16 protein-coding genes and 1 tRNA gene are annotated in these 19,527 nt (G+C 63.2%); 6 read left to right on the forward strand and 11 right to left on the reverse strand.

Going from position 1 to position 19,527, the window contains the following annotated elements; all coding sequences use genetic code 11:
* Nucleotides 1-78: 78 nt before the first annotated feature.
* Entirely contained in the window at nt 79-246 is a 168-nt protein-coding gene (locus tag ACOVRJ_RS05580; protein WP_422042906.1) for a hypothetical protein, read from the forward strand.
* Between the two features lie 302 nt (nt 247-548).
* Here the strand turns inward: ACOVRJ_RS05580 and ACOVRJ_RS05585 are convergent, their stop codons facing one another.
* The 4 genes from ACOVRJ_RS05585 to ACOVRJ_RS05600 all read right to left on the reverse strand — a co-directional run bounded on the left by ACOVRJ_RS05585 (nt 549) and on the right by ACOVRJ_RS05600 (nt 4,932).
* Nucleotides 549-1,829, reverse strand: a complete 1,281-nt coding sequence (locus ACOVRJ_RS05585; protein WP_422042907.1) for a CaiB/BaiF CoA transferase family protein — start codon at nt 1,827-1,829, stop codon at nt 549-551.
* 120 nt (nt 1,830-1,949) lie between these two features.
* Nucleotides 1,950-2,786, reverse strand: a complete 837-nt coding sequence (locus ACOVRJ_RS05590) for a PEP-CTERM sorting domain-containing protein (protein WP_422042908.1) — start codon at nt 2,784-2,786, stop codon at nt 1,950-1,952.
* A gap of 41 nt (nt 2,787-2,827) precedes the next feature.
* Nucleotides 2,828-3,412, reverse strand: coding sequence for a PEP-CTERM sorting domain-containing protein (locus tag ACOVRJ_RS05595; RefSeq protein ID WP_422042909.1), 585 nt, complete (start codon nt 3,410-3,412; stop codon nt 2,828-2,830).
* A 32-nt stretch (nt 3,413-3,444) separates the two neighbouring features.
* Nucleotides 3,445-4,932 carry a PhoX family protein gene (locus tag ACOVRJ_RS05600; RefSeq protein WP_422042910.1) on the reverse strand — a complete coding sequence of 496 codons (1,488 nt, stop codon included), beginning with the start codon at nt 4,930-4,932 and terminating at the stop codon, nt 3,445-3,447.
* A 608-nt stretch (nt 4,933-5,540) separates the two neighbouring features.
* Here ACOVRJ_RS05600 and ppk2 point away from each other — a divergent pair.
* The gene (gene ppk2 / locus ACOVRJ_RS05605; protein ID WP_422042911.1) at nt 5,541-6,755 is read left to right on the forward strand and encodes a polyphosphate kinase 2; all 1,215 of its coding nucleotides are present in this window, start codon (nt 5,541-5,543) and stop codon (nt 6,753-6,755) included.
* Here the strand turns inward: ppk2 and ACOVRJ_RS05610 are convergent.
* Nucleotides 6,752-8,521: an ABC transporter ATP-binding protein gene (locus ACOVRJ_RS05610; RefSeq protein ID WP_422042912.1), complete on the reverse strand. Its 1,770-nt coding sequence runs from the start codon at nt 8,519-8,521 to the stop codon at nt 6,752-6,754. The two genes, ppk2 and ACOVRJ_RS05610, sit on opposite strands and share 4 nt — an antisense overlap.
* A gap of 157 nt (nt 8,522-8,678) precedes the next feature.
* Between ACOVRJ_RS05610 and ACOVRJ_RS05615 the strand changes: the two genes are divergently transcribed.
* Nucleotides 8,679-9,983 (forward strand): glycerophosphodiester phosphodiesterase family protein, encoded by a 1,305-nt coding sequence (locus tag ACOVRJ_RS05615; RefSeq protein WP_422042913.1) that lies wholly within the window; start codon nt 8,679-8,681, stop codon nt 9,981-9,983.
* 66 nt (nt 9,984-10,049) lie between these two features.
* Here ACOVRJ_RS05615 and ACOVRJ_RS05620 read toward each other — a convergent pair whose 3' ends face one another.
* Complete coding sequence (locus tag ACOVRJ_RS05620; protein ID WP_422042914.1) at nt 10,050-10,628, reverse strand: NnrU family protein; 579 nt, start codon at nt 10,626-10,628, stop codon at nt 10,050-10,052.
* A 218-nt stretch (nt 10,629-10,846) separates the two neighbouring features.
* On the opposite strand from ACOVRJ_RS05620, the gene ACOVRJ_RS05625 reads away from it, so the two are divergent.
* On the forward strand, nt 10,847-12,064 hold the full coding sequence (locus ACOVRJ_RS05625) for a M24 family metallopeptidase (RefSeq protein WP_422042915.1): 1,218 nt from the start codon (nt 10,847-10,849) through the stop codon (nt 12,062-12,064).
* On the opposite strand, the gene ACOVRJ_RS05630 is transcribed toward ACOVRJ_RS05625, so the two are convergent.
* A complete protein-coding gene (locus ACOVRJ_RS05630; RefSeq protein WP_422042916.1) occupies nt 12,061-12,252 on the reverse strand; it encodes a hypothetical protein in 192 nt (63 codons plus the stop codon). The genes ACOVRJ_RS05625 and ACOVRJ_RS05630 overlap by 4 nt on opposite strands.
* Before the next feature lie 193 nt (nt 12,253-12,445).
* Here ACOVRJ_RS05630 and ACOVRJ_RS05635 point away from each other — a divergent pair.
* Nucleotides 12,446-12,530, forward strand: a tRNA-Leu gene (locus ACOVRJ_RS05635).
* A 71-nt stretch (nt 12,531-12,601) separates the two neighbouring features.
* On the opposite strand, the gene ACOVRJ_RS05640 is transcribed toward ACOVRJ_RS05635, so the two are convergent.
* Nucleotides 12,602-14,755 (reverse strand): putative bifunctional diguanylate cyclase/phosphodiesterase, encoded by a 2,154-nt coding sequence (locus ACOVRJ_RS05640; RefSeq protein ID WP_422042917.1) that lies wholly within the window; start codon nt 14,753-14,755, stop codon nt 12,602-12,604.
* A 197-nt stretch (nt 14,756-14,952) separates the two neighbouring features.
* Between ACOVRJ_RS05640 and ACOVRJ_RS05645 the strand changes: the two genes are divergently transcribed.
* The gene (locus tag ACOVRJ_RS05645; protein WP_422042918.1) at nt 14,953-15,309 is read left to right on the forward strand and encodes an HU family DNA-binding protein; all 357 of its coding nucleotides are present in this window, start codon (nt 14,953-14,955) and stop codon (nt 15,307-15,309) included.
* 102 nt (nt 15,310-15,411) lie between these two features.
* Here the strand turns inward: ACOVRJ_RS05645 and ACOVRJ_RS05650 are convergent, their stop codons facing one another.
* From ACOVRJ_RS05650 to ACOVRJ_RS05660, 3 genes are all read right to left on the reverse strand, one after another.
* Complete coding sequence (locus ACOVRJ_RS05650; protein WP_422042919.1) at nt 15,412-18,102, reverse strand: GNAT family N-acetyltransferase; 2,691 nt, start codon at nt 18,100-18,102, stop codon at nt 15,412-15,414.
* Nucleotides 18,103-18,199: 97 nt separating this feature from the next.
* Nucleotides 18,200-18,493, reverse strand: coding sequence for an antibiotic biosynthesis monooxygenase family protein (locus ACOVRJ_RS05655; protein ID WP_422042920.1), 294 nt, complete (start codon nt 18,491-18,493; stop codon nt 18,200-18,202).
* Between the two features lie 110 nt (nt 18,494-18,603).
* Nucleotides 18,604-19,524, reverse strand: a complete 921-nt coding sequence (locus ACOVRJ_RS05660) for a hypothetical protein (protein ID WP_422042921.1) — start codon at nt 19,522-19,524, stop codon at nt 18,604-18,606.
* Nucleotides 19,525-19,527 lie beyond the last annotated feature (3 nt).

Consider the following 19,527-nt stretch of genomic DNA (forward strand, 5'->3'; position numbering starts at 1 on the left):
AACGTGTTGTATATCGAAGGCAAACGCCGCTTATCAAAGCCGGTGTCGTCATAACCGGCTCTGTGCAATCAGAGCTAAGTGATTGATTGCACTGCATTTTTTGCTGTTGAACTGTCGTTTCATACCGCATTATTTTTCCCGACAAAAGCGGCGTTTGTTACAAACTCTAGAGAAGTCCGTGGCGCGGGCTGCACGGCCCCATATATTGCCAGCTTTGCTGCTGGCAATGCTCAGGTTTGGGCGTGATCTAACTGGGGATTTCCCCGCATGCTCTGATGATTTCGCGGGGTCAAGCCTGCCTGGGGGGCGGGCTGTTCCTGGCCTAGGATCACGGGCACTTGTTGCTGCCGCCCATCGTCCCTTCACCCAAGCAAGCTGTGTCCATCAGTTGCTTGGCCCGCGCCTGCCAAAGCTCCACCGATGTCCTGCGTTGCTACGAGAAGCTAAAGGGCTGCTGCCGGCCTCGCCGGGGTAGCCGTGGGGATTCTTCGGGCATACAGAGAGCTGCGGAGCAGCGGCAGCGCGAGCAGCGGCTACGCTGCTCAGGCTCAGGCGGAGGCTGGCAGTTGGGTTTCAACGCCCACCACGCCTTCCTGGATGAGATGGTCGATGGCGCCGGGCTCGTAGCCCAAGCTGGCCAGCAGTTCGCGGCTGTGTTGACCCAAGCGCGGCGGGTCGCGGCGCAGACCCAGGCGGGCACCGTCCAGGCTCAGCGGTAGTAGCGGCACCTGGGTGGCCCGGCCATCGGGCAGGGTCATCGGGGCCAGGCCGCCGGTGGCGAGCAGATGCGGGTCTTGCATCAACTGCTCGGGCTTGGTGATGGGCGCAAAGGGCAGGCCGGCGGCTTCAAACACGGCAGCAATTTCCTGGGCCGAACGCTCTTTCAGGCGTTGGCGCAACTCGGGCAACAGCCATTCGCGCGCTTGCACTCGCAGATTGTTGCTGGCCAGGCGGGCGTCGGCTTGCAAGTCACTCAAGGCAAAGGCTTGGCAGAAGACGGCCCATTGGGTGTCGCTGACCACGGCCAGAAAGATCTGCTCATCCCCGGCCACGCTGAAGACGTCGTAGATGCCCCAGGGCGAGATGCGTTCGGGCATGGGTGCTGCGGCCTTGCCGGTGACGGCGAACTGCATCATGTGCTGCGCCACCAGAAAGATATTGTTCTCGAACAGGGCCGATTGCACCTGCTGACCGCGCCCGCTGCTGTGGCGCTGCTGCAGCGCCGCCAGCACGCCGATGGCGCCGAACATGCCGCCCATGATGTCGTTGACGCTGCTGCCGGCGCGCAGCGGGTCGCCGGGCCGGCCGGTCATATAGGCCAGGCCGCCCATCATCTGCACCACTTCGTCCAGCGCGGTGCGGTGCTCATAGGGCCCGGGCAAAAAACCTTTGTGTGAAACGTAAATCAAGCGCTCGTTCAGCCGGCTCAAGGCTTCAAAGCCAAGGCCCAGCTTGTCCATGCTGCCGGCTTTGAAGTTCTCGCTGAAGACATCGGCGCCGGCCACCAGCTTGAGCACGATCTCCAAGCCGCGCGGGTCCTTGACGTTCACGCTCAAGCTGAGTTTGTTGCGGTTGAACAGCGGGTAAAAGCCCGCGCCGGAGCCGAGCAGTTGGCGGGTGTTGTCGCCACTCAGCGGTTCGACCTTGATGACCTCGGCACCCAGGTCGGCCAGCACCATGCCGCAGGTCGGGCCCATCACCATATGGGTGAACTCGATCACCCGCAGGCCGGCTAAGGGTAGGGCGGGTGCTGAGTGCGGGGCGCCTGGCGTCTGCACGGAAGGCAGCGAGCCGCTGGACGGGTCTTGTGGCGAAGGCGTGTTTGTCATGGAGCGGGCTGGGGCAGGAGACCTGCAGACCAAGGAAAAAAGGGCACTGCAAGTATCTCGCAGTGCCCTTGTTCGGGTAGGTCTGTCAGGCCACAAGGCCGGATGGCCTGTGGAGCGGACTCAGCTCCGGCGTGCGCGCTGAACGCCAGCAAACGCCAGCAGGCCCAGGCCCATCAGCAACCAAGACTGCGGCTCGGGTACGGCGGAAACGCTGGCATTGAAGCTGAAGTCGTCGATGGCCAGGCCGTGGTCGGAGGAGCGGTCGTTGGTGTCGACCCAGCGCAGCCAGAGGGTCTGGCCTGTCTGCCATTGCAAGCCGGTTACGCTGGCCCCCAGACCGGTCACCCGGTTGGCGGCCAGGTTGCCGTCGCCGGAGGTGCCGCCCGATGTGACCGGGCTGACGAAGTTGGCGCCGGCCAGGTTTTTCCAGGTTTGCGACTGGAAGCTGCTGCCGGCTGCGCCGAGTGCGTACTGCACCCTCAGGTTGTGCGCCGTGTTGGCGTTCGACGAAACATGCCATTGCTCGCCGGTGTAGCTGAAGGAGAAGCCGTCCAGCGTTGATGCGCCGGCATTGACAAAGGCCACACCAATGGCGCCGAAGTTCTCGCCATCTGAGGCAGCGGCGTTCGCGCTGTAGCGGTGCGAAGAGCCACCTTGCATGCCCAGCGCGCGGTCGGCGGCGTTGGCGCTGCCGTAACTGATGTGGGCACGGTCGGAGCCGCTGCTGGTCGAGACGCGCAGATTGCTGACGGTCTGGTTCAGCGCCGGGCCGGCAAACAGTGACCAACCGGCCAAGCTGCTGTTATTGGTCCAGGCGGGATCGCTGCCATTGCTGCTGGCCAGGCTGTTGAAGTTCTGGCCGTAGCTCAGCGTGCCTTTGTTCAGCTCAATGGAGGCCTGGGCGCTGCCCAGCAGGGTCAGGGCCAAGGTGCCGGCCAGGATGATTTTTTGCTTCATCATGCTTTTCAATGCTCAGGTTGCTGGAATGCTTCGGCCGATCAAGCCACTGCGCGGCGGCGGCGAGCCAGCCAGCCCACCAGGGCCAGGCCGGACAACATCAAGGCATAGCTTTCGGGCTCGGGCACGGCGACGCTGATGCTGAAGGTGTCGCCGACTTGCGCGCCCGTCAGGTCCAAGGTCCAGTCGCTGGCACCGTTTTGCAGCAGCGGGTTGCCGAGATAGAACTCGGTGGTGACACCGGGCTTGGCGAATTGGGCCCACAGCGATTGGCTGTTGCTGCCGCGGGCCAGCACCGGCTGGAAGCCGTCTGTGCTGATGCTGCCGACCGGGGCGGCAAAGCTGGCGCCCTTGAGTTGGACGCTGACGGCCTCGAAACCTTGGCCGCTCAGGTTGCGCACCAGGGCGTTGAAACTCAGCAGCGGCTGGCTCAGGTCATCGGCTTCTACACTGAAGTTCAGGGTGGTGCTGCCGATCTTGGCGAAGTCGAGGTCGAAGAAGAGCTGGCTGGCCGTGGCGAAGCTGGCGTTAACCTGGGCTTGGCCCTCTGCACCGAGGTACTGAGCGGCTTGCGCTTGAGTGGCCAAGGCCAGCAGGGCTGCGGCGAAGATGCTTGTCTTTTTCATGATGGTGATCCGATGAAATAAGGAGTCAGGGCTCAGAGCGAGCCGTTGGCCCAGGGGCCGGTGATGGCGAGGGTGATGCCGGGCGTCTGGATGTTGACGAACAGGAAGCGCCCGGTTGGGTCGAAGCAGGCGCCGCAGAACTCGGAGCCGCGGCGGTCACCGGCCAAGCTGCTGAGCTTGCCGGCGGTGCTCAGCTGAGCGGCCGTCAGATTGACGTTGTTCTTCACGAAAATGAAGGTGTCACCCTCGGGCGTCAGGCCCATCAAGCGGCTGCCGAAGCCGAAGCTGTCGGTGGCGCCGCCGCCGTCTTCGCAGATCACGATGCCACCGCGCGGGCTGACGGTTAGGTTGTCGCCAGCGTCGCCCACCAACTCGGAGGCGCTGGCGTAGATGCACACCAGGGTCTGCGCGGCCAGATCCAGTTCCCAGATGGCGCCACGGCCGACATTGCCGCCGGAGGTGTCCATCACATACATCTTGCCGGCGTGGTACCAGATGCCTTCACCACGGTTCATGCGCAGCCCGCCTTGGTTCCAGCCCTGCACAAAGGGGCCGGCGCAATTGGTGATGCTGACGCCGTCAAGGCCTACGGCCGTGCCGCGATTCTGGTCCGGGTCGGCAATGTCCACCCACTCCAGCTCGTAGCTTTGTTCCAGTTGGGCGGGCGCGATGTTGACGTTGTTCTGGCCCTTGACCTTGGCCATCTGCAGGCGGCCGCCTTGGGCCAAGCTGCCCAGGGCGCCGACGGTGACGTTGGGGATGTAGCGGTAGAAGCCAGACTTGCCGGACAGGTCTTCGGTTTGGTAGGCGATGCCGGTGGCCGGATCGATGGCGACGGCCTCATGGCCGAAGCGGCCCATGCCGACGATGGGCTGGGGGCTGGTCTTGCTGGGGTCGGCCGCGCACTCGAACACATAGCCGTGTTTTTTGCCTTGGGTGCTGACGCTGTCGGAGCTGACTTCTTCGCAGCTCAGCCAAGTGCCCCAGGGGGTGGGGCCGCCGGCGCAGTTGGTGCGGGTGCCGCCCAAGTTGGCGTCGGTGCGAATCCAGTTGCCGTCGCGGAAGATCAGGTTGGTGGTGCCGCCGTTGAAGTAGCTGCTGCCGGACATGCCGGCGTCATACACGGCGGGGGCGCCGAAGAAGCTGGCGTCGGAGCCGGTCGAGACTTCATGGTTGCGGATCAGCACCAGCTCGGTGCTGCGGCCGACGCGGCGGCTTTGCACCACGGCCATGCCGTCGTGGGCGCGCGGCGTAGGCTTGCCATTGCTCATCAGGTCGCCAGACCAGCCGTAGCTCTTGTAGCTGAAGCCGGCGGGCAGCTGCAGCAGGGGCAGGCCGGTGACCAGGTCCTTGACCGGCGCGATCGGGCCGTAAGGGCTGTCGATCAGCAGGGTGTTGCCGGCGGCCTGGGCCTCACGGCTGTGCAGAGCACCCAGCGTGGCGATGAAGGGCAGAGCGGCAGCGGCCGAAGCGCTCTTCAGCAGATGGCGGCGGGAGGGGGCGAAGTTGTTTGCAGACATGGCGATAAGCGAGTTGAAGTTGTGGCGGCTGACTTGCTGGGGGACCAAGCCCATGGCAAGGAAAAATTGGACCGGCTGATCCGGAGGGTGGATGGCGCGGTCGGCGAGCGCATTTTGATGGGCCCATATGGCGCGCGCGCTGTCGGCTTTTTGGCTTTCATGGCGCATCGGGACTACGTTTTCTGCCATCAACTGACATCTATTCATGCAGTGCTCATGTTGGGTTCATCTGGCGTATTCGGCGAACACCCGTGCGATGCCTTGCTGCCGCATGCGATTGCATTCAGAAGGTGCGCACTGTGGCTGAGGCTGACGCGCAGATGCGTGGCGATGGGCCTTGCGTTGGCGGCGCAAGGAGCTTGGGAGCCAAGCGCTGCTTTGTGCGGGGCGCCAAGCTGCACCGCACCTGCCGCCGGCCCGGTCTACTCGGCAGGGGGCTTCCACGGTTGCTTAGCCTCTCTTGCGAGGGACTTTTTCACGCGGCTGCTGGCTTGCGAAACTGCACCCGCCTGCCAGGGCTGCAAACAGCGGGGTCTCTTGAGGTGGATCAAGTTGAAATCCTGCCCAAGGTGCGAACGTGACAGTTTTGCGACTCCCGCATTCACACCATGAGCCCAGCACCGAGCAAATCGCCCGCCGTCAGCAGCAAGAAGTCGGCCGCATCCTCTTCACGCAGCAAAGCCGCTGCCAGTGTGAAGGCCAAGGCAAAGGCGGCGGCCAAGCCGGCAGCCAAGCCGCGCCGCAGCCGCAGTGGCGATACCGCCGGCAGCCGCAGCGCCCCAGGCATCGCCCGCCACGTGGTCAAGGAAGCCATTGCCGCCGCGCAGGCGCGCGAGTTGGCCGCCTTGAAAGACATCGTCGCCAAGGGCGGCGCGGAGGCTTTGGCCTCCTCGGTCAAGGCCATCGTGGCCGGTGCTTCCGATGACGACGCCACGGCCTTGCGACAAGCGCTCTTGCAGGAGTTGCAAGTGGGTCACAAGCCGCAGGGCCTGCATCCGGATGAGGAACTGGCGGCGGACTGGCGACGCGGCGGCTACCCCTACAAGAACCTGATGTCGCGCAGAAGCTATGAGCAGCAAAAGTACCAGTTGCAGGTCGAGCTGCTGAAGCTGCAGGCCTGGGTCAAGGCGACCGGGCAAAAAGTCATCATCTTGTTTGAAGGGCGCGACGCGGCCGGCAAGGGCGGCACCATCAAGCGCTATATGGAACACCTGAATCCACGCGGCGCGCGCGTGGTGGCGCTGGAGAAGCCCAGCGAGGTCGAACGCGGCCAGTGGTACTTCCAGCGTTATGTGCAGCACCTGCCAACCGCGGGCGAGATCGTCTTGTTCGACCGCAGCTGGTACAACCGCGCCGGCGTCGAGCGGGTGATGGGCTTTTGCAGCAGCGACGAGTACAAGGAGTTCATGCGCCAGGCGCCGGAGTTCGAGCGCAATCTGGTGCGCAGCGGCGTGCATCTGGTCAAGCTCTGGTTCTCGGTCAGCCGCGAGGAGCAGCGCCGCCGCTTCAAGGAGCGCGAGGCCCATCCGCTCAAGCAATGGAAGCTCTCACCCATCGACCTGGCCTCGCTGGACAAATGGGACAGCTACACCCAGGCCAAGGAAGCGATGTTCTTCCACACCGACATCGCCGAAGCACCCTGGACCGTGGTCAAGTCCGACTGCAAAAAGCGCGCGCGTCTGAACGCCATGCGCCATGTGCTGCACCAGCTGCCCTACACGAACAAAGACATCAGCAAGCTGGGCTTGCTGGATCCCTTGCTGGTGGGGCGCGCGAATGCGGTGTACGAGCGGGGTGAGTCGCAGGGGGCGGGTTCGGCCTAGAGCTCGCCGGTCTGCAGCCGCCACAGCGCCGCATAGGCGCCGCCGAGCGCCAGCAGCTCGTCATGCGTGCCGCTCTCCACAATGCGGCCACGCTCCAGCAAGTGGATGCAATGGGCTTGGCGCACGGTGGACAGGCGGTGGGCGATGACCAGGGTGGTGCGACCCTGGCTGACCACGTTGAGCGAGCGTTGGATGGCGGCCTCGGTCTCGTTGTCCACCGCGCTGGTGGCTTCGTCCAAGATCAGCAGCGGCGGGTTTTTCAGGATCGCGCGGGCCAGGGCGAGGCGCTGACGCTGGCCACCGCTGAGCTTTTGGCCGCGTTCGCCGACGCGGGTGGCAAAACCCAGCGGCAATCGCTCGATGAACTCCAGGCTCTCGGACAGGCGCGCCGCCTCATGGATTTGCGCGTCGCTGGCCTCGGCCATGCCGTAGGCGATGTTCTCGGCAATCGTGCCGTCGGTCAAAAAGCTGTCTTGCGCCACATAGCCGATGGCGCGGCGCAGGTCTTGCAGGTTCAGCTCGGCGATGGGCTTGCCGTCAAACAGGATGCGGCCCTGCTGCGGCTCGTAAAAACGCAGCAACAGTTTGACTAAGGTGGATTTGCCCGAGCCGGTGCTGCCCACAAAGGCAATGGTCTGGCCGGCGGGGACGTCCAGATTCAGCGTTTGCAAAGTGGGCTGCTCGGCATAGGCAAAGCTGACGTTCTCAAAGCGCAGCGCCGCGCGCGCTTGGCTGACTGGGAAGTGCTCGCCTTCGTAAGCGATGCGAATCGGTGTGTCGAGCAAACCCAGCGCCCGCTGCGCCGCAGCCATCGAGCGCTGGTACATATCGGCCACCTCGGCCAGGCGGGTCATGGGCCAGAGCAGGCGTTGGGTCAGGAAGACCAGCACCGAGTAAGCGCCCACGGCCAGATCGCCGTGAATCGTCAGCCAGCCGCCATAGACCAAGGTGGCGGTGAAGCCGGCCAAGATGCCCATGCGGATCACCGGGGTGATGGCCGAACTCAGGCGGATGGCGCGGGCGTTCGATTGCAGATAGCCACGGCTGGCCTGCTCGATATGGGCGGCCTCCAGGTTCTCGGTGGCAAAGGCCTTGATGGTGGCCAGGCCGAGCAGATTGTTGTTGAGCCGGGCCGAGACATCGCCAGCCGCCTCGCGCACCTCGCCATAGCGTGGCGCCAGGCGCTTTTGGAACCAAAAGGTGCCGAACAGAATCGCCGGCACCGGCAGCAAGGCAATCACCGCCAGGCCCGGCTGCAGCGCAAAGAACACCGCGCTGACCATCAGCGAGGAGCACACCACCTGGATGATTTGATTGGCGCCGCCGTTCACAAAGCGCTCCAACTGGTTGATGTCGTCGTTCAGCACCGACATCAGCGCGCCGGTGCGCTGATTCTCGAAGTAGCTGAGTTCGAGTTTTTGCACATGGCGGTAGGTGTCCAGGCGCAGCTCATGCTGAATGTTCTGCGCCAGGCCGCGCCACTTCAGTTCCAACAAGTACTCAAAGCCGGACTCGCCAATCCAAACCGCCACATTCAGCGCGCCCAAGAACAGCAACTGCTGCCAGGTGTCGGTGATGCCAAAGTTGACCAGGAGGTTCTTGGCCAAAAAGCTCTGCTCCCCGCGCACCACCACGTCGACCGCCGCGCCGATCAATATCTCGGGCAGGATGTCAAAGAACTTGTTGATGATGGAGTAGAGCGTTGCCAGGCGAATATCGCGCCGGTGGCCCTGGGCATAGGCCAGCAGTTTCTTGAATGGGTGCATGGGGCGCAAGGTTAGCAGCCTCGTGTGGCTGCAGGAGACCCTGAGGCGGTGTGGAGCGAGCAGGGTTCGCAGACCGAACAGCGTGTGCCGTTGTTCATGCCGCCGTCATTTCTAGACTCGATGCTTGAGGTCTCTTCTTCCTCCAAGGGATTGCATCATGAGGTCTGCGTTTCGTTTCTCTACCCTTTCGGTGGCCGTCGGCCTGGCTCTGTCTGCTGCGGGCCTGGCCCAGGCGCAGACCAATGTGCTCGGCTCGGGCCAACAAGTCCTGCCGGCCAAGGCCTGGAACACACTGACGGGCAACGCGCCCATCGTCATCGGCCATCGCGGCGCTTCCGGCTATCGGCCCGAGCACACTTTGGCGGCTTATGAGCTGGCGATTGCTCAGGGCGCCAACTACATCGAGCCCGATCTGGTGATGACCAAGGACGGCGAGCTGATTGCACGCCACGAGCCCATGCTGGCGCGCGTGGACCTGAACGCCGATGGCAGCATCAAGATGGTCAACGGCGCGCCGGTGTTGCACCGCACGGACAGCAGCACCAATGTCTGGCAACTGAACCAGTACGCCAGCCGCCTGACGGTCAAGACCGTGGACGGCCAAAAGGTCGGCGGCTGGTTCGCCGAGGACTTCACCGCCGCTGAGATCCGCAGCGACATCCGCGCCCAAGAGCGCCTGCGCGATCTGCGTACCGGCAACAACGCCTACAACGACAAACTGGTGATCCCGACCTTGCAGGAAGTGATCGACCTGGCCAAGGCCAAGTCCCTCGAGACCGGCCGCACCATTGGCATCTACCCAGAAACCAAGCACCCGACCTACTTCAAGAACTTCACCGACGCGAACGGTGTGAAGCGCATGGAAGACAAGCTGGTCGAAGTGCTGCATGCCAACTACGGCAATGACCGCAATGCGCCGGTGTTCATCCAGTCCTTCGAGGTGCACAACCTCGCCTACATCAATGGCAAGACCGACATCAAGATCGCTCAGCTGCTGAACGGCAGCGGCAAGCCTTTTGATGATGCGCGCAGCTATGCCGAGCTGGCCTCGGCCGCCGGCCTGGACTTCATCAAGGGCTACGCCGACGGCGTGGGCGCCAACACCAATCTGATGATCACCCTGGTGGGCGGCAAGCTGGGCAGCCCCACGCAGCTGATCGCCAACGCCCACCAGCGTGGCCTGGCTGTGCATGGCTGGACCTTCCGCGCCGAGAACGCATTCCTGCCCAATGAGTTCGACAGCAGCGCAGACCCGGCCGCCCAAGGCGATATGGCCGGCCAGATCAAGGCTTTTGTGGACCTGGGCATGGACGGGTTTTTCACTGATCACCCCGATTTGGGCGTGGCTGCGGTCGCAGCTTTGTCTGCCGTGCCCGAGCCGCAGACCTATGCGCTGATGCTGGGCGGTTTGGCGGGTGTGCTGGCGCTTGCCCGCCGTCGCAAGAACCAGGTGGCCGCCTGAGCTTCTCCGCTCGGAACCAAGAAGAAGGGGCCTCTCGGCCCCTTTTCTACGGCCGGGCGAAAACAATCAGCCCATGGGGCGCACGCCGATCAAGGCCATATGGCCCACAAAGGCAAACAGCGCCCAGGCGACCACGCCGATGGCCAGCGTGATCGCGGTGTTCAGGGGCCGGGCCTGGATCGCCGCGGGAGGCGTGAGCCGGTCACGTTGACGCGCGGCGCGGAAGCACAGCACCGCCCAGATCAGGAAGCCGCCAAACAAGAGCAAATCGGCGACGGTGTTGTTGCTGAGCAAGTGGGCCAAGGCCCAGACCTTGACGCCCAGCACCATGGGGTGACGCAAGCGAGCCTTGATGGCATTGCGCGGCACATAGGCGGCGCTCAAGAAGATGAATGAAACCAGGGTCAAGAGCGCGGCCAGATGGTTCATGCCCTTGGGCGTGGCCCACAGCACTTGTGGCGTCAGGCGGGCCTGCCCGTAGCCCCAGATGATCAGCCCCAGGCCCAGCAGGGACAAGGCGGTGTAACTCAGCTTCCAGACGGACTCACCGCGCTGTGCAATCTGGGCGCTGCGCCAGCCATCGGCCACGATGCGCACCGAGTGGACGCCCAGGAAGAGGGTCAGTCCGGCAATCAATTCGAGCATCAATCAATCTCCTGTGGGGCGGAGGCAGCCGCTTGGCCATCCCCGGCGCTTTGTCAGGCAGCGGTTGTAACCGATTTTCTGAAAGCTACGGCGCGCAGAGTCCGGCCATTCCTGGGCGCGCCGGTTCGGCTTGATGGCTTGAATACTGATAATATATTTGCATGAGCCTGCGCAAGAGGCGCACGCTGTTGTGGCGAGTTGCACAAGGGGAATGGGTGATGGCGAGAACAATCGGGGTTGGGGGTGTCGGTGCACAGCAGGCGCTGGCCGGGCTGAGCGACATGATGGGCGGCGCACAGCCGATAGGCTTGGACGAGTACCGCGCCCGGCTGAAGGCGGCGCAGCAGCTGATGCAGGCCCAGGGCATCGCCGCCTTGTACGCCCATGCCGGCACGAATATGCGTTACTTCAGCGGCACCGTCTGGTATCCGAGCGAGCGCATGGTGGGCCTGATCATTCCGGCCCAGGGTGAGCCGCACTACATTGCCCCGGCCTTTGAAGAAGGCACGCTGCGCGAATATATGCAACTGCCCGGAGCCTTGCACCTGTGGCACGAACATGAGAGCCCCTATGCCTTGTGCCGCCAAGTGCTGGCCGGTTTGGGTGTGCCCGCCGATGCGCGCATCGCGGTGAGTGAAGACACGCCGCTGTTTGTGGTGGACGGTCTGCAGCGCGAAGGCATCGCGTGGCTGAATGCCAAGCCGGTCACGGCGACCTTGCGCATGCGCAAGTCCAGCGCCGAGATCGCGCTGATGCAGCGCGCCCATGACATGACCATGGCGGTGCACCGTGCCACCGCCAGCATGCTGCATGAGGGCATCAGCACCACCGAGGTCGAGGCCTTTATCGCCAACGCGCACCGCAAGGTCGGTGCCAGCGGTTCCTACTTCTGCATCGTGCTCTTCGGCGTGGCCAGTTCCTTCCCGCATGGGGTCAAGGAGGCGCAGCGTCTGAAGGAGGGCGATGTGGTGCTGATCGACACCGGCTGCCTCGTGCACGGCTATATGTCGGACATCACCCGCACCTATGTGTTTGGTGAGGCGAATGCGCGTCAGCGCGAGATATGGAATTTGGAGAAGGCCGCGCAAGCGGCGGCCTTTGAGGCGGCGCAACTGGGTGTGCCCTGCCGGGAGGTGGACCGTGCGGCGCGCCGCGTCATCGCCGCAGCGGGCCTGGGGCCGCGCTATGAACTGCCGGGCCTGCCGCACCGTACCGGGCATGGCTGCGGCCTGGACATTCATGAATGGCCCTATCTGGTCGACAACGACGAGACGCCGCTGGATGTGGGCATGTGCTTCAGCAATGAGCCCATGATTTGCATGCCGGGTGAATTCGGCATCCGTCACGAAGACCATGTCTATATGACGGCGCAAGGACCGCGTTGGTTCAGCCCACCGGCGCACTCGATCGACGATCCTTTTGGCTTGGTGCGCTAATCGACACGTCGCCCGGGCGTGGCACGGTCTCTGTGCGCACGGTCCCGCCTTAGGGCGCCCATGCCCCAGAGCAGTGCGGGGTAGACCAGTCCCCAAATGACCAAGGCCAGACCCACAGCCTTGGCCGTGCTGACGGCCTGCACCTTGCGGCTCGCGGGCCGATGCGCAACGAGATGACTGGGCTTCACATGATCCTTTCCAACTGAGCTGCGACGAACTTAGCGAGTTCAGCAATAGCCGTGCCACTCAAGATCTAGCGTATGGACCGGCCGCTTGGGGCATCGAATTTTGAAGAGACTGGTTTGGCTTTTGAAAACCATGCTATAGTCCGGCCTCTTCGCTGAACGCGGTTTTGAAAGCGCTCAGGTCAACGAAGAAAAAGCCCAGGTGGCGGAATTGGTAGACGCACTAGTTTCAGGTACTAGCGGGTAACTCCGTGGAGGTTCGAGTCCTCTCCTGGGCACCAAATTGAAAAAGGGTCAGCACGCAAGTGCTGACCCTTTTGTCATTCTGAAAGGCTTCCGGCTGCGGCGCGGCTCAGATCGTGCCGGCATTCAGGCTGAGTTCCAAGTCGGCCGGGCTCATCGGTCTTGCAAACAAATAGCCCTGACCCAGGTCGCAGCCAGCGGACAAAAGCAACTGACGCTGTGCCTCGGTTTCAATGCCCTCGGCAATCACCTGCATGCCCAATTCGTGCGCCATGGTGATGATGGCCTTGCACAGGGCCAAATCTTTGCTGCCGGGGTGCAACTGGCGTACAAAGCGTTGATCAATCTTGATGAAATCGATCTCGTATTTGTGCAGATAGGCCAGTGATGAGAAGCCGGTGCCAAAGTCATCCAAGGACACCCGAAAGCCCGCCTGGTGCATTTGCGCCAAGCGCTGTCTGACGCCCTCATCGGCCTCCAGCAACAAGCCTTCGGTGATCTCAATCGCCAGGGCCTCACCGTCGAGATCCAGCGTTCGCATGGTCTCTGGCCAACTGAGTTGGGCGCTGCTTCGCGCCGAATCGCGAAACTGGATGGGCGACTTGTTGATGCTGATCTGGAATTTGGGGTCCAAGTGCTGTCGCCAATGCTTGACCTGGGCGGCGGCTTGTTGAAACACCCATTCACCGATTTCAAGGATCAGGCCCGTCGCCTCGGCCAGCGGAATGAATGCGGCGGGGCTGATCATGCCCAAGGTCGGATGTGCCCAGCGCAACAAGGCTTCAGCTTTGTGCACCTGACTGGTGGCCAGATCCACGATGGCTTGATACTCGAGAAACAGCTGATGCTGCTTCAGCGCTTCGCGCAGATCGGTGCTCAGGCGCATGCGTTTCAAGGCTGCCTCTTGCAGCTCAGGCGTGAAGCGCCCCAGGCGATTGCGCCCCGCAGCCTTGGCAACATACAAGGCTTGATCCGCATGCTTGAACAAGCTCTCGATCTGCAGTCCATCCTGCGGATAGATGCTCAGGCCAATGCTGGCGGAGACAAAGACCCGTTCACTGGCGAGCTGAAAGGCAGCCGACAGCGCAAGGATGATTTGATGGGCCACCTGCTCGGCCTGCGCGGCATCTTGCAGGGGCTGCAGCACCACGGTGAATTCATCGCCCCCCATGCGCGCGACGGTGTCGCTGGGGCGCAAGCAGTGGGCAATGCGCGCTGCCGCTTCAATCAGCAAGGCGTCGCCCACATCGTGGCCGAGGGTGTCGTTGACTTCCTTGAAGTGATCGAGATCGATGAACAGCAAGGCCAGCTGACCGCCTGCGTTCTCCGCCGTTTGCAGGCTCAGGGCGAGTCGGTCGCGCAAATTGCGGCGGTTCGGTAAGCCGGTCAAGGAGTCGAAATGGGCCTGTTCCCAAATCAAGGCCTCGGCTTGCTTGCGCAGAGTGATGTCGGTATGGGTGCCGACCATGCGCAGCGGCCGCCCTTGGGCATCTCGGCTGATCACCATGCCCCGGGTATGAACCCATTTCCAGCTGCCATCTTTGCAGCGGACGCGGTGTTCGTTGCTGTAGATGGGCGCGCGGCCGGAGAAATGGGCCTCTCGGTCGGCCCGCATCTGCGCCAGATCATCGGGGTGGGTTCGTGCATCCAGCTCGGCGGGGTCAGGTTCTATTTCGCCGGGCGCATAGCCGTAGATTTGCAGGATGCGCGGCGAGTAAAGCTCAACCCCGGTTTGAACATGCCAATCCCAGACCCCGTCGCCATTGCTTTCCAGCGCCAGTTTCCAGAGGTCGTCGCTTTCCTTCAAGCGGGTCTCAGCCAGCTTGCGCACATCGATGTCAACCAGCGTCAGCAGCAGCCAGCGTTCGGACGAATCGGCATGGCCCGCGGGCAGTGCGCGGAGTTGAGCCAAGTGCCAGCGGAAACTGCCATCGGCTCTGCGAAAACGGAGATCAAGCGCCTCCACCGACTCACCCTGCCGAGCCACGCAGTTGGCGCAAGCACGTTCAAACTCAGCAAGATCTTCTGGATGGACCAGCGCTCGCCAATTTGCGCCTGCCGGGGGTCTTCTACGCCAGCCGGCATAACGCAGCAGCGCATCGGTGGCGGCAAGTGAGCGCAGTTGCTCGTCCAGGAGGCAAAGGAGCAGGGGGAGCTGAGTCAGAGCCTTGGCCGGCGGCCAGCCCATCTGCGCCAAAGCCGTGTCAACGACCACGGGATCGGCCTGCGCTGAAACAGGTGAATGCTTGGCTGAATCTCTCATGATCCCCGGCCGTACAGAAGATCGGCAGCGACTAGCTTACTAGATTGCCGCTCAAAACAGGAGTTCGGCCGGAACTTCTGCACTGCTTGGGCACCGCGCTTACGCTTTTTAGCAAGTCCTCATCGGCATTTGCGAGGATTCGGTACAAAATAGCGGCGCCCGAGATGGTCGGGCTAAACCTCAGACGAGACCCTGGAATGAATAAAACCGAACTGATCGCACATCTGGCCGCCAAACACGAGCTGACCAAGGCCGAAGCCGGCCGCATTCTCGAAACACTGCTTGACGCTGTGGTCACCACCGTCAAGAAGGACGGCGTCGTGTCGATTCCCGGCTTTGGTTCTTTCAAGCAGCACGCCCGTGCCGCTCGTACCGGCGTGAACCCCAGCACCGGCGACAAGATCAAGATCGCCGCAGCCAAGCTGCCTAAGTTCACTCCTGGCGCTGGCTTCAAGGCTGCTGTGGACCCGAAAGCCGCTGCTCGCAAGGCCGCCAAGGCTGCGCCTGCCGCCAAGCCCGCTGCCAAGCCGGCCGCCAAAAAGGCTAAGAAGTAATCAGTCCACAGAGGGGCCGATTTCGGTCCCCCTTGCTGGGCCCAAAAACGGCCGGTCATCGCGAGGTGCCGGCCGTTTTCTTTGATGCATGGCCGTTCAAGTTCACAAGGGATGGGTGACCCATTTGAAGTCAGGGTCTTCCTCAAAAGGCTTGATCGTGAAGCCCAGGCTTTTCATCAGCTTGAGCATGCCGGGATTCTTGACCAGCACGATGCCGTTGATTTCGCTCAGACCTTTTTCCCGCGCGACTTCCATGATGCTGTCCATCAGCCGTGAGCCCAGGCCTTTGCCGCTGAAATCGTCGGCCACCACCAGCGAGAACTCGCAGCTGCTTTGATCCGGATTGGTGATGTAGCGCGACACGCCGATGATGCGTTCGCTTTCCAGCATCTCGCCGTCTTCGCCTGCCACGCGTTCCTTGTAGACAGCCACCAGGGCCATCTCGCGGTCATAGTCGATCAGGCTGAATCTCGCCAGCATGGCCGGGGGCAGTTCCGACATGCTGGAAATAAAGCGGAAGTAGCGACTCTCAGGCGAAAGCCGTTGCACCAGGTCTTGCAGCATCTGGGCGTCATCCGGGCGAATCGGGCGTACCAAGTATTCGCCACCGCCGCGCATCGGGAACACCTGCTCGTGGCGTGCTGGGTAGGGCAAGATGGCCAAGTGCCCATAACGTTGAGAGCCAGGGCCTATGGCCAGGGGCGCCGTATCAATCACGATACGTGCATCCACCGCTACGGCGCCGGTTTCATCCACGATGATGGGATTGATGTCCATTTCGCGCAGTTGCGGCAACTCACAGACCATCTCAGAAACTCGCAGCAACACTTGTTCCAGCGCATCCATATCGACCGCACTGGCACCCCGCCATTCACCCAAGGTATCGGCCACGCGGGATCGTTCGATCAATCGGCGTGCGAGATACAGGTTGAGGGGCGGCAACTCCATGGCGCGGTCGGCAATCAACTCGATCATGGTGCCGCCGGCGCCAAACACCACCACCGGGCCGAAGGGGTCGTCCGTGACCAGGCCGACCGAAACCTCACGCCCGCGCTTGGCGCCGGCCATCTTCTGTACCGTCACGCCATTGATGCGGGCCTGGGGTTGCAGGCGGCTGACTCGCTCCATCATCTCGGTGTAGGCGTCTTTGACGGCTGCGCCATGCGTGAGGCCCAGCACCACGCCCTGGACATCGGACTTGTGGGGGATGTCGGGCGAGTCGATCTTCAATGCCACCGGGTAGCCCAGTTGGGTGGCCATCATCATGGCTTCACTGGCGCTGCGGGCCAGGATGGTGTGGGTGACCGGAATTTGAAAGGCCGACAGCAGCGTCTTGGATTCCATCTCGGTCAAGACCTTGCGGCGCTCGGCCAGAACTCCTTCGATCACCAGCCTGGCCGCTTCGATATCAGGTTTGGCCAGGGCCGAGAGCGGCGGTGGCGTTTGCTGCAGCAGGCGCTGGTTCTGATAGAAGGCCGCAATATTCCCGAAAGCACCCACGGCCGCTTCCGGCGTGCGAAAGCTCGGGATCGCGGCTTCATTCAGCAGCAAACGCGCCTCGGCCACCGAGGCATCCCCCATCCAACAGGCCAGCAAAGGCTTGCTCAGCGTGCGCTTCATCTCCGCCAGTGAGCGGGCCACGGCCTTGGTGTCCGCGCCCAGCTTGGGGGAGTAGATGGCCAGCACGCCGTCAATCTGGGCTTCGCGCCCGGCCGCCTCGATGGCCGCTTGGTAATGCCGCCCATCGGCATCCTCGGACAGATCGATCAGATCCGTCAGCGTCCCCAACTCGGGCAGTTGCGGCTTCAGCCTGGCGGCCGCTTCCCCAGGCAAGGTGCCCAGTTGCAGCGAGAGTTCATGGATCCAGTCGGCTGCCAGCACGCCGGGGCCACCGCCATTGGTGACGATGGCCAGCCGCTTGCCGACCGGGCGGTAGCGCGAGGCCAAGCATTTGGCCGCTGAGAATAACTCCACAAACGAATGCACCCGAACCGCGCCCGCACGCCGCAGGGCGGAGTCGAACACCTCATCGCTGCCCACAATGGCGCCGCTGTGCGTTTGGGCTGCTGAATTGCCCGCCGGCCTGCGGCCGGATTTGAGAACCACCACGGGCTTGGCATTGGCGGCCGAGCGCAGCGCACTCATGAAGCGGCGGGCGTTGGCGATGCCCTCCATATAGACGATGATGCTTTGGGTTTGCGCATCGTGGGCCAGGAAGTCCAGCACCTGCGCCAAGTCCACACCGGTGTTCGGGCCCAGCGATACCACCGAAGAAAACCCGACCGCATTGCTGCGCGCCCAGTCCAGCATGGATGCGGTCAGGGCGCCCGATTGCGACACCAGGGCCAGTGGGCCGACCCGGGCCAAATCACCGGCGATGCTGGCATTCAGTTGCAGGGCCGGCCGCTGCAGGCCCAGGCTGTTGGGGCCGAGCAGCAGCATCCCTTCGCGTTTGGCGATGCGCTTCAGAGCTGCGGCTTGCTCGGCCGATACGCCGCTGCTGATCAGCAGTGCCGCTCGGCATGTCATGCGGCCGGCAATCTCCAGGGCGGCGGCCATGTCCTGCGGCGGCAGGGCAATGATGGCCAGGTCGGCGCGAGACTGCGCCAGATCGGCCAGCGTTCCGGTGGTGTGGATGTCCAGGTAAACCAGGCTGCCGCTGAAGCGTTGGCTGCCCAAGGCCTGGTGCAAGGCGCGCGCAAGGTGGGCCTGTCCTTCCGGGCTGTCTGCTGCGCCGGCAAACACCACGATGGATTCGGGTGTGAAAAGAGGGGTCAGGTAATGCTGGTCCATGGCGTCCTTTTCGCTGGCTGGATTGCAGGCAGTCTAGGGTGGGCGCCCCGCAGTGCGCTTGACGCAGGGCAAGGGCGAGCCGCTCGCCCTGCTCTGTTTACAGCACGCTGGAGAAATGCTCGACCCGGGGTGGCTGCGCGAAGAAAGGGCCGACGATGGCGCGCCAAGCGGGAAACAGTGGCCCGCCACGGAACACCTCGGTGTGATCCTCCAGCGTGGCCCATTCAATGTGCAGCAGGTAGCGCTCGGGCGACTCAATGCCGCGCTGCACCTTGGCGCTCACAAAGCCCTGGGCGCGTGAGATGACGCTGCTGATGCCATGCGCGATGGCGGCCTCAAATGCGGCTTGTTGGCCGGGGGCGATGTGGATTTCCGCGACTTCGAGAATCATGCGAATCTGCCTTGGGTGAGTGGGAGGGGCGAGTGTGCCTTGATCCTAACGCAGACGCCATGCGGCCTATCGGGCGAAGCAATTGGCCGACTCGATGGGTCGGCTCGATTTCAAGGGCTATGCTGCTGCGCCCCGAGCAATCGGCTGCGTACCAAGGGGTGCCACAGGCGTGCATCGTTCAGTGCTGCGGTCGCGGGCAGTTCCGGATTCTTCAGTACCAGCCAACGGCGCTCGCTCAGCCGGGCGCGGGCCAGCTGCGGCCCCAGCCATTGCTCGAACAAGGCTTCAAAGCTGCCATCCGCCAAGACCATGTCCCAGCCGCGACGCAAACGCTCGGCCAGCGCCGGCTGATGTGGGCTGACGAAGAAGTAGTAGGCAGAAGGGTAGGCGATGGCCCATTGCTCCAGCACGCTCAGGCCGGCTTGGGCGTCGACGATCGGGAAGACCTCGATGGCGCCGAGGGCGAACAGATCGATGCGTTCGCGTTTGAGCATCTCCGGGAAGTTGTTCAGGCGCGGCAGGCGCTCGACCTTCCAGCCGTTGTCGCTCAAGACCTTGGTGTCCGGCCAGTCGGCCACTTGCCCGATGCGCAAGGCCAGCGCTTGCGAGAGCTGGCTGACAGACTCGAACTGCTCGCGCCGCTGGCTCCGCGCAATCGGCAGGCGCACGCCCAGCAGGCCGCGGTACAGACAGACGCGAACCGGCAAGCCCTGGGCCTCGCGTTCCTTGGATGTCATGGAACTGAGCAGGTCCAGATCCCCCGCCGCTAACTGCAAGAACGCGCGGTTTTGCGAGACCACCTCGGTGGCTTGCAACTGATAGGGGCCGTGCGTGGCCACGGTTTTGTCCAATAGCAAGCGCAACACCGCCTGCTCGAAAGTCAGCACCTTGGCATGCTGCTCTTGCGCCAAGGCATGGCGCACGATCAAGGGGGCGGGGCTGGTGGCTTGGGCGCTGGCCGGGTGCCACAAGGCCATGAGCAGCGTGCCGGCGAATGCCAGCGTCAGTGCGGCTGTATTGCGAGTCTTCATAGG

Origin of the sequence: Roseateles sp. (assembly GCF_049240545.1) — a bacterium.
Taxonomy (GTDB): domain Bacteria; phylum Pseudomonadota; class Gammaproteobacteria; order Burkholderiales; family Burkholderiaceae_C; genus Paucibacter_A.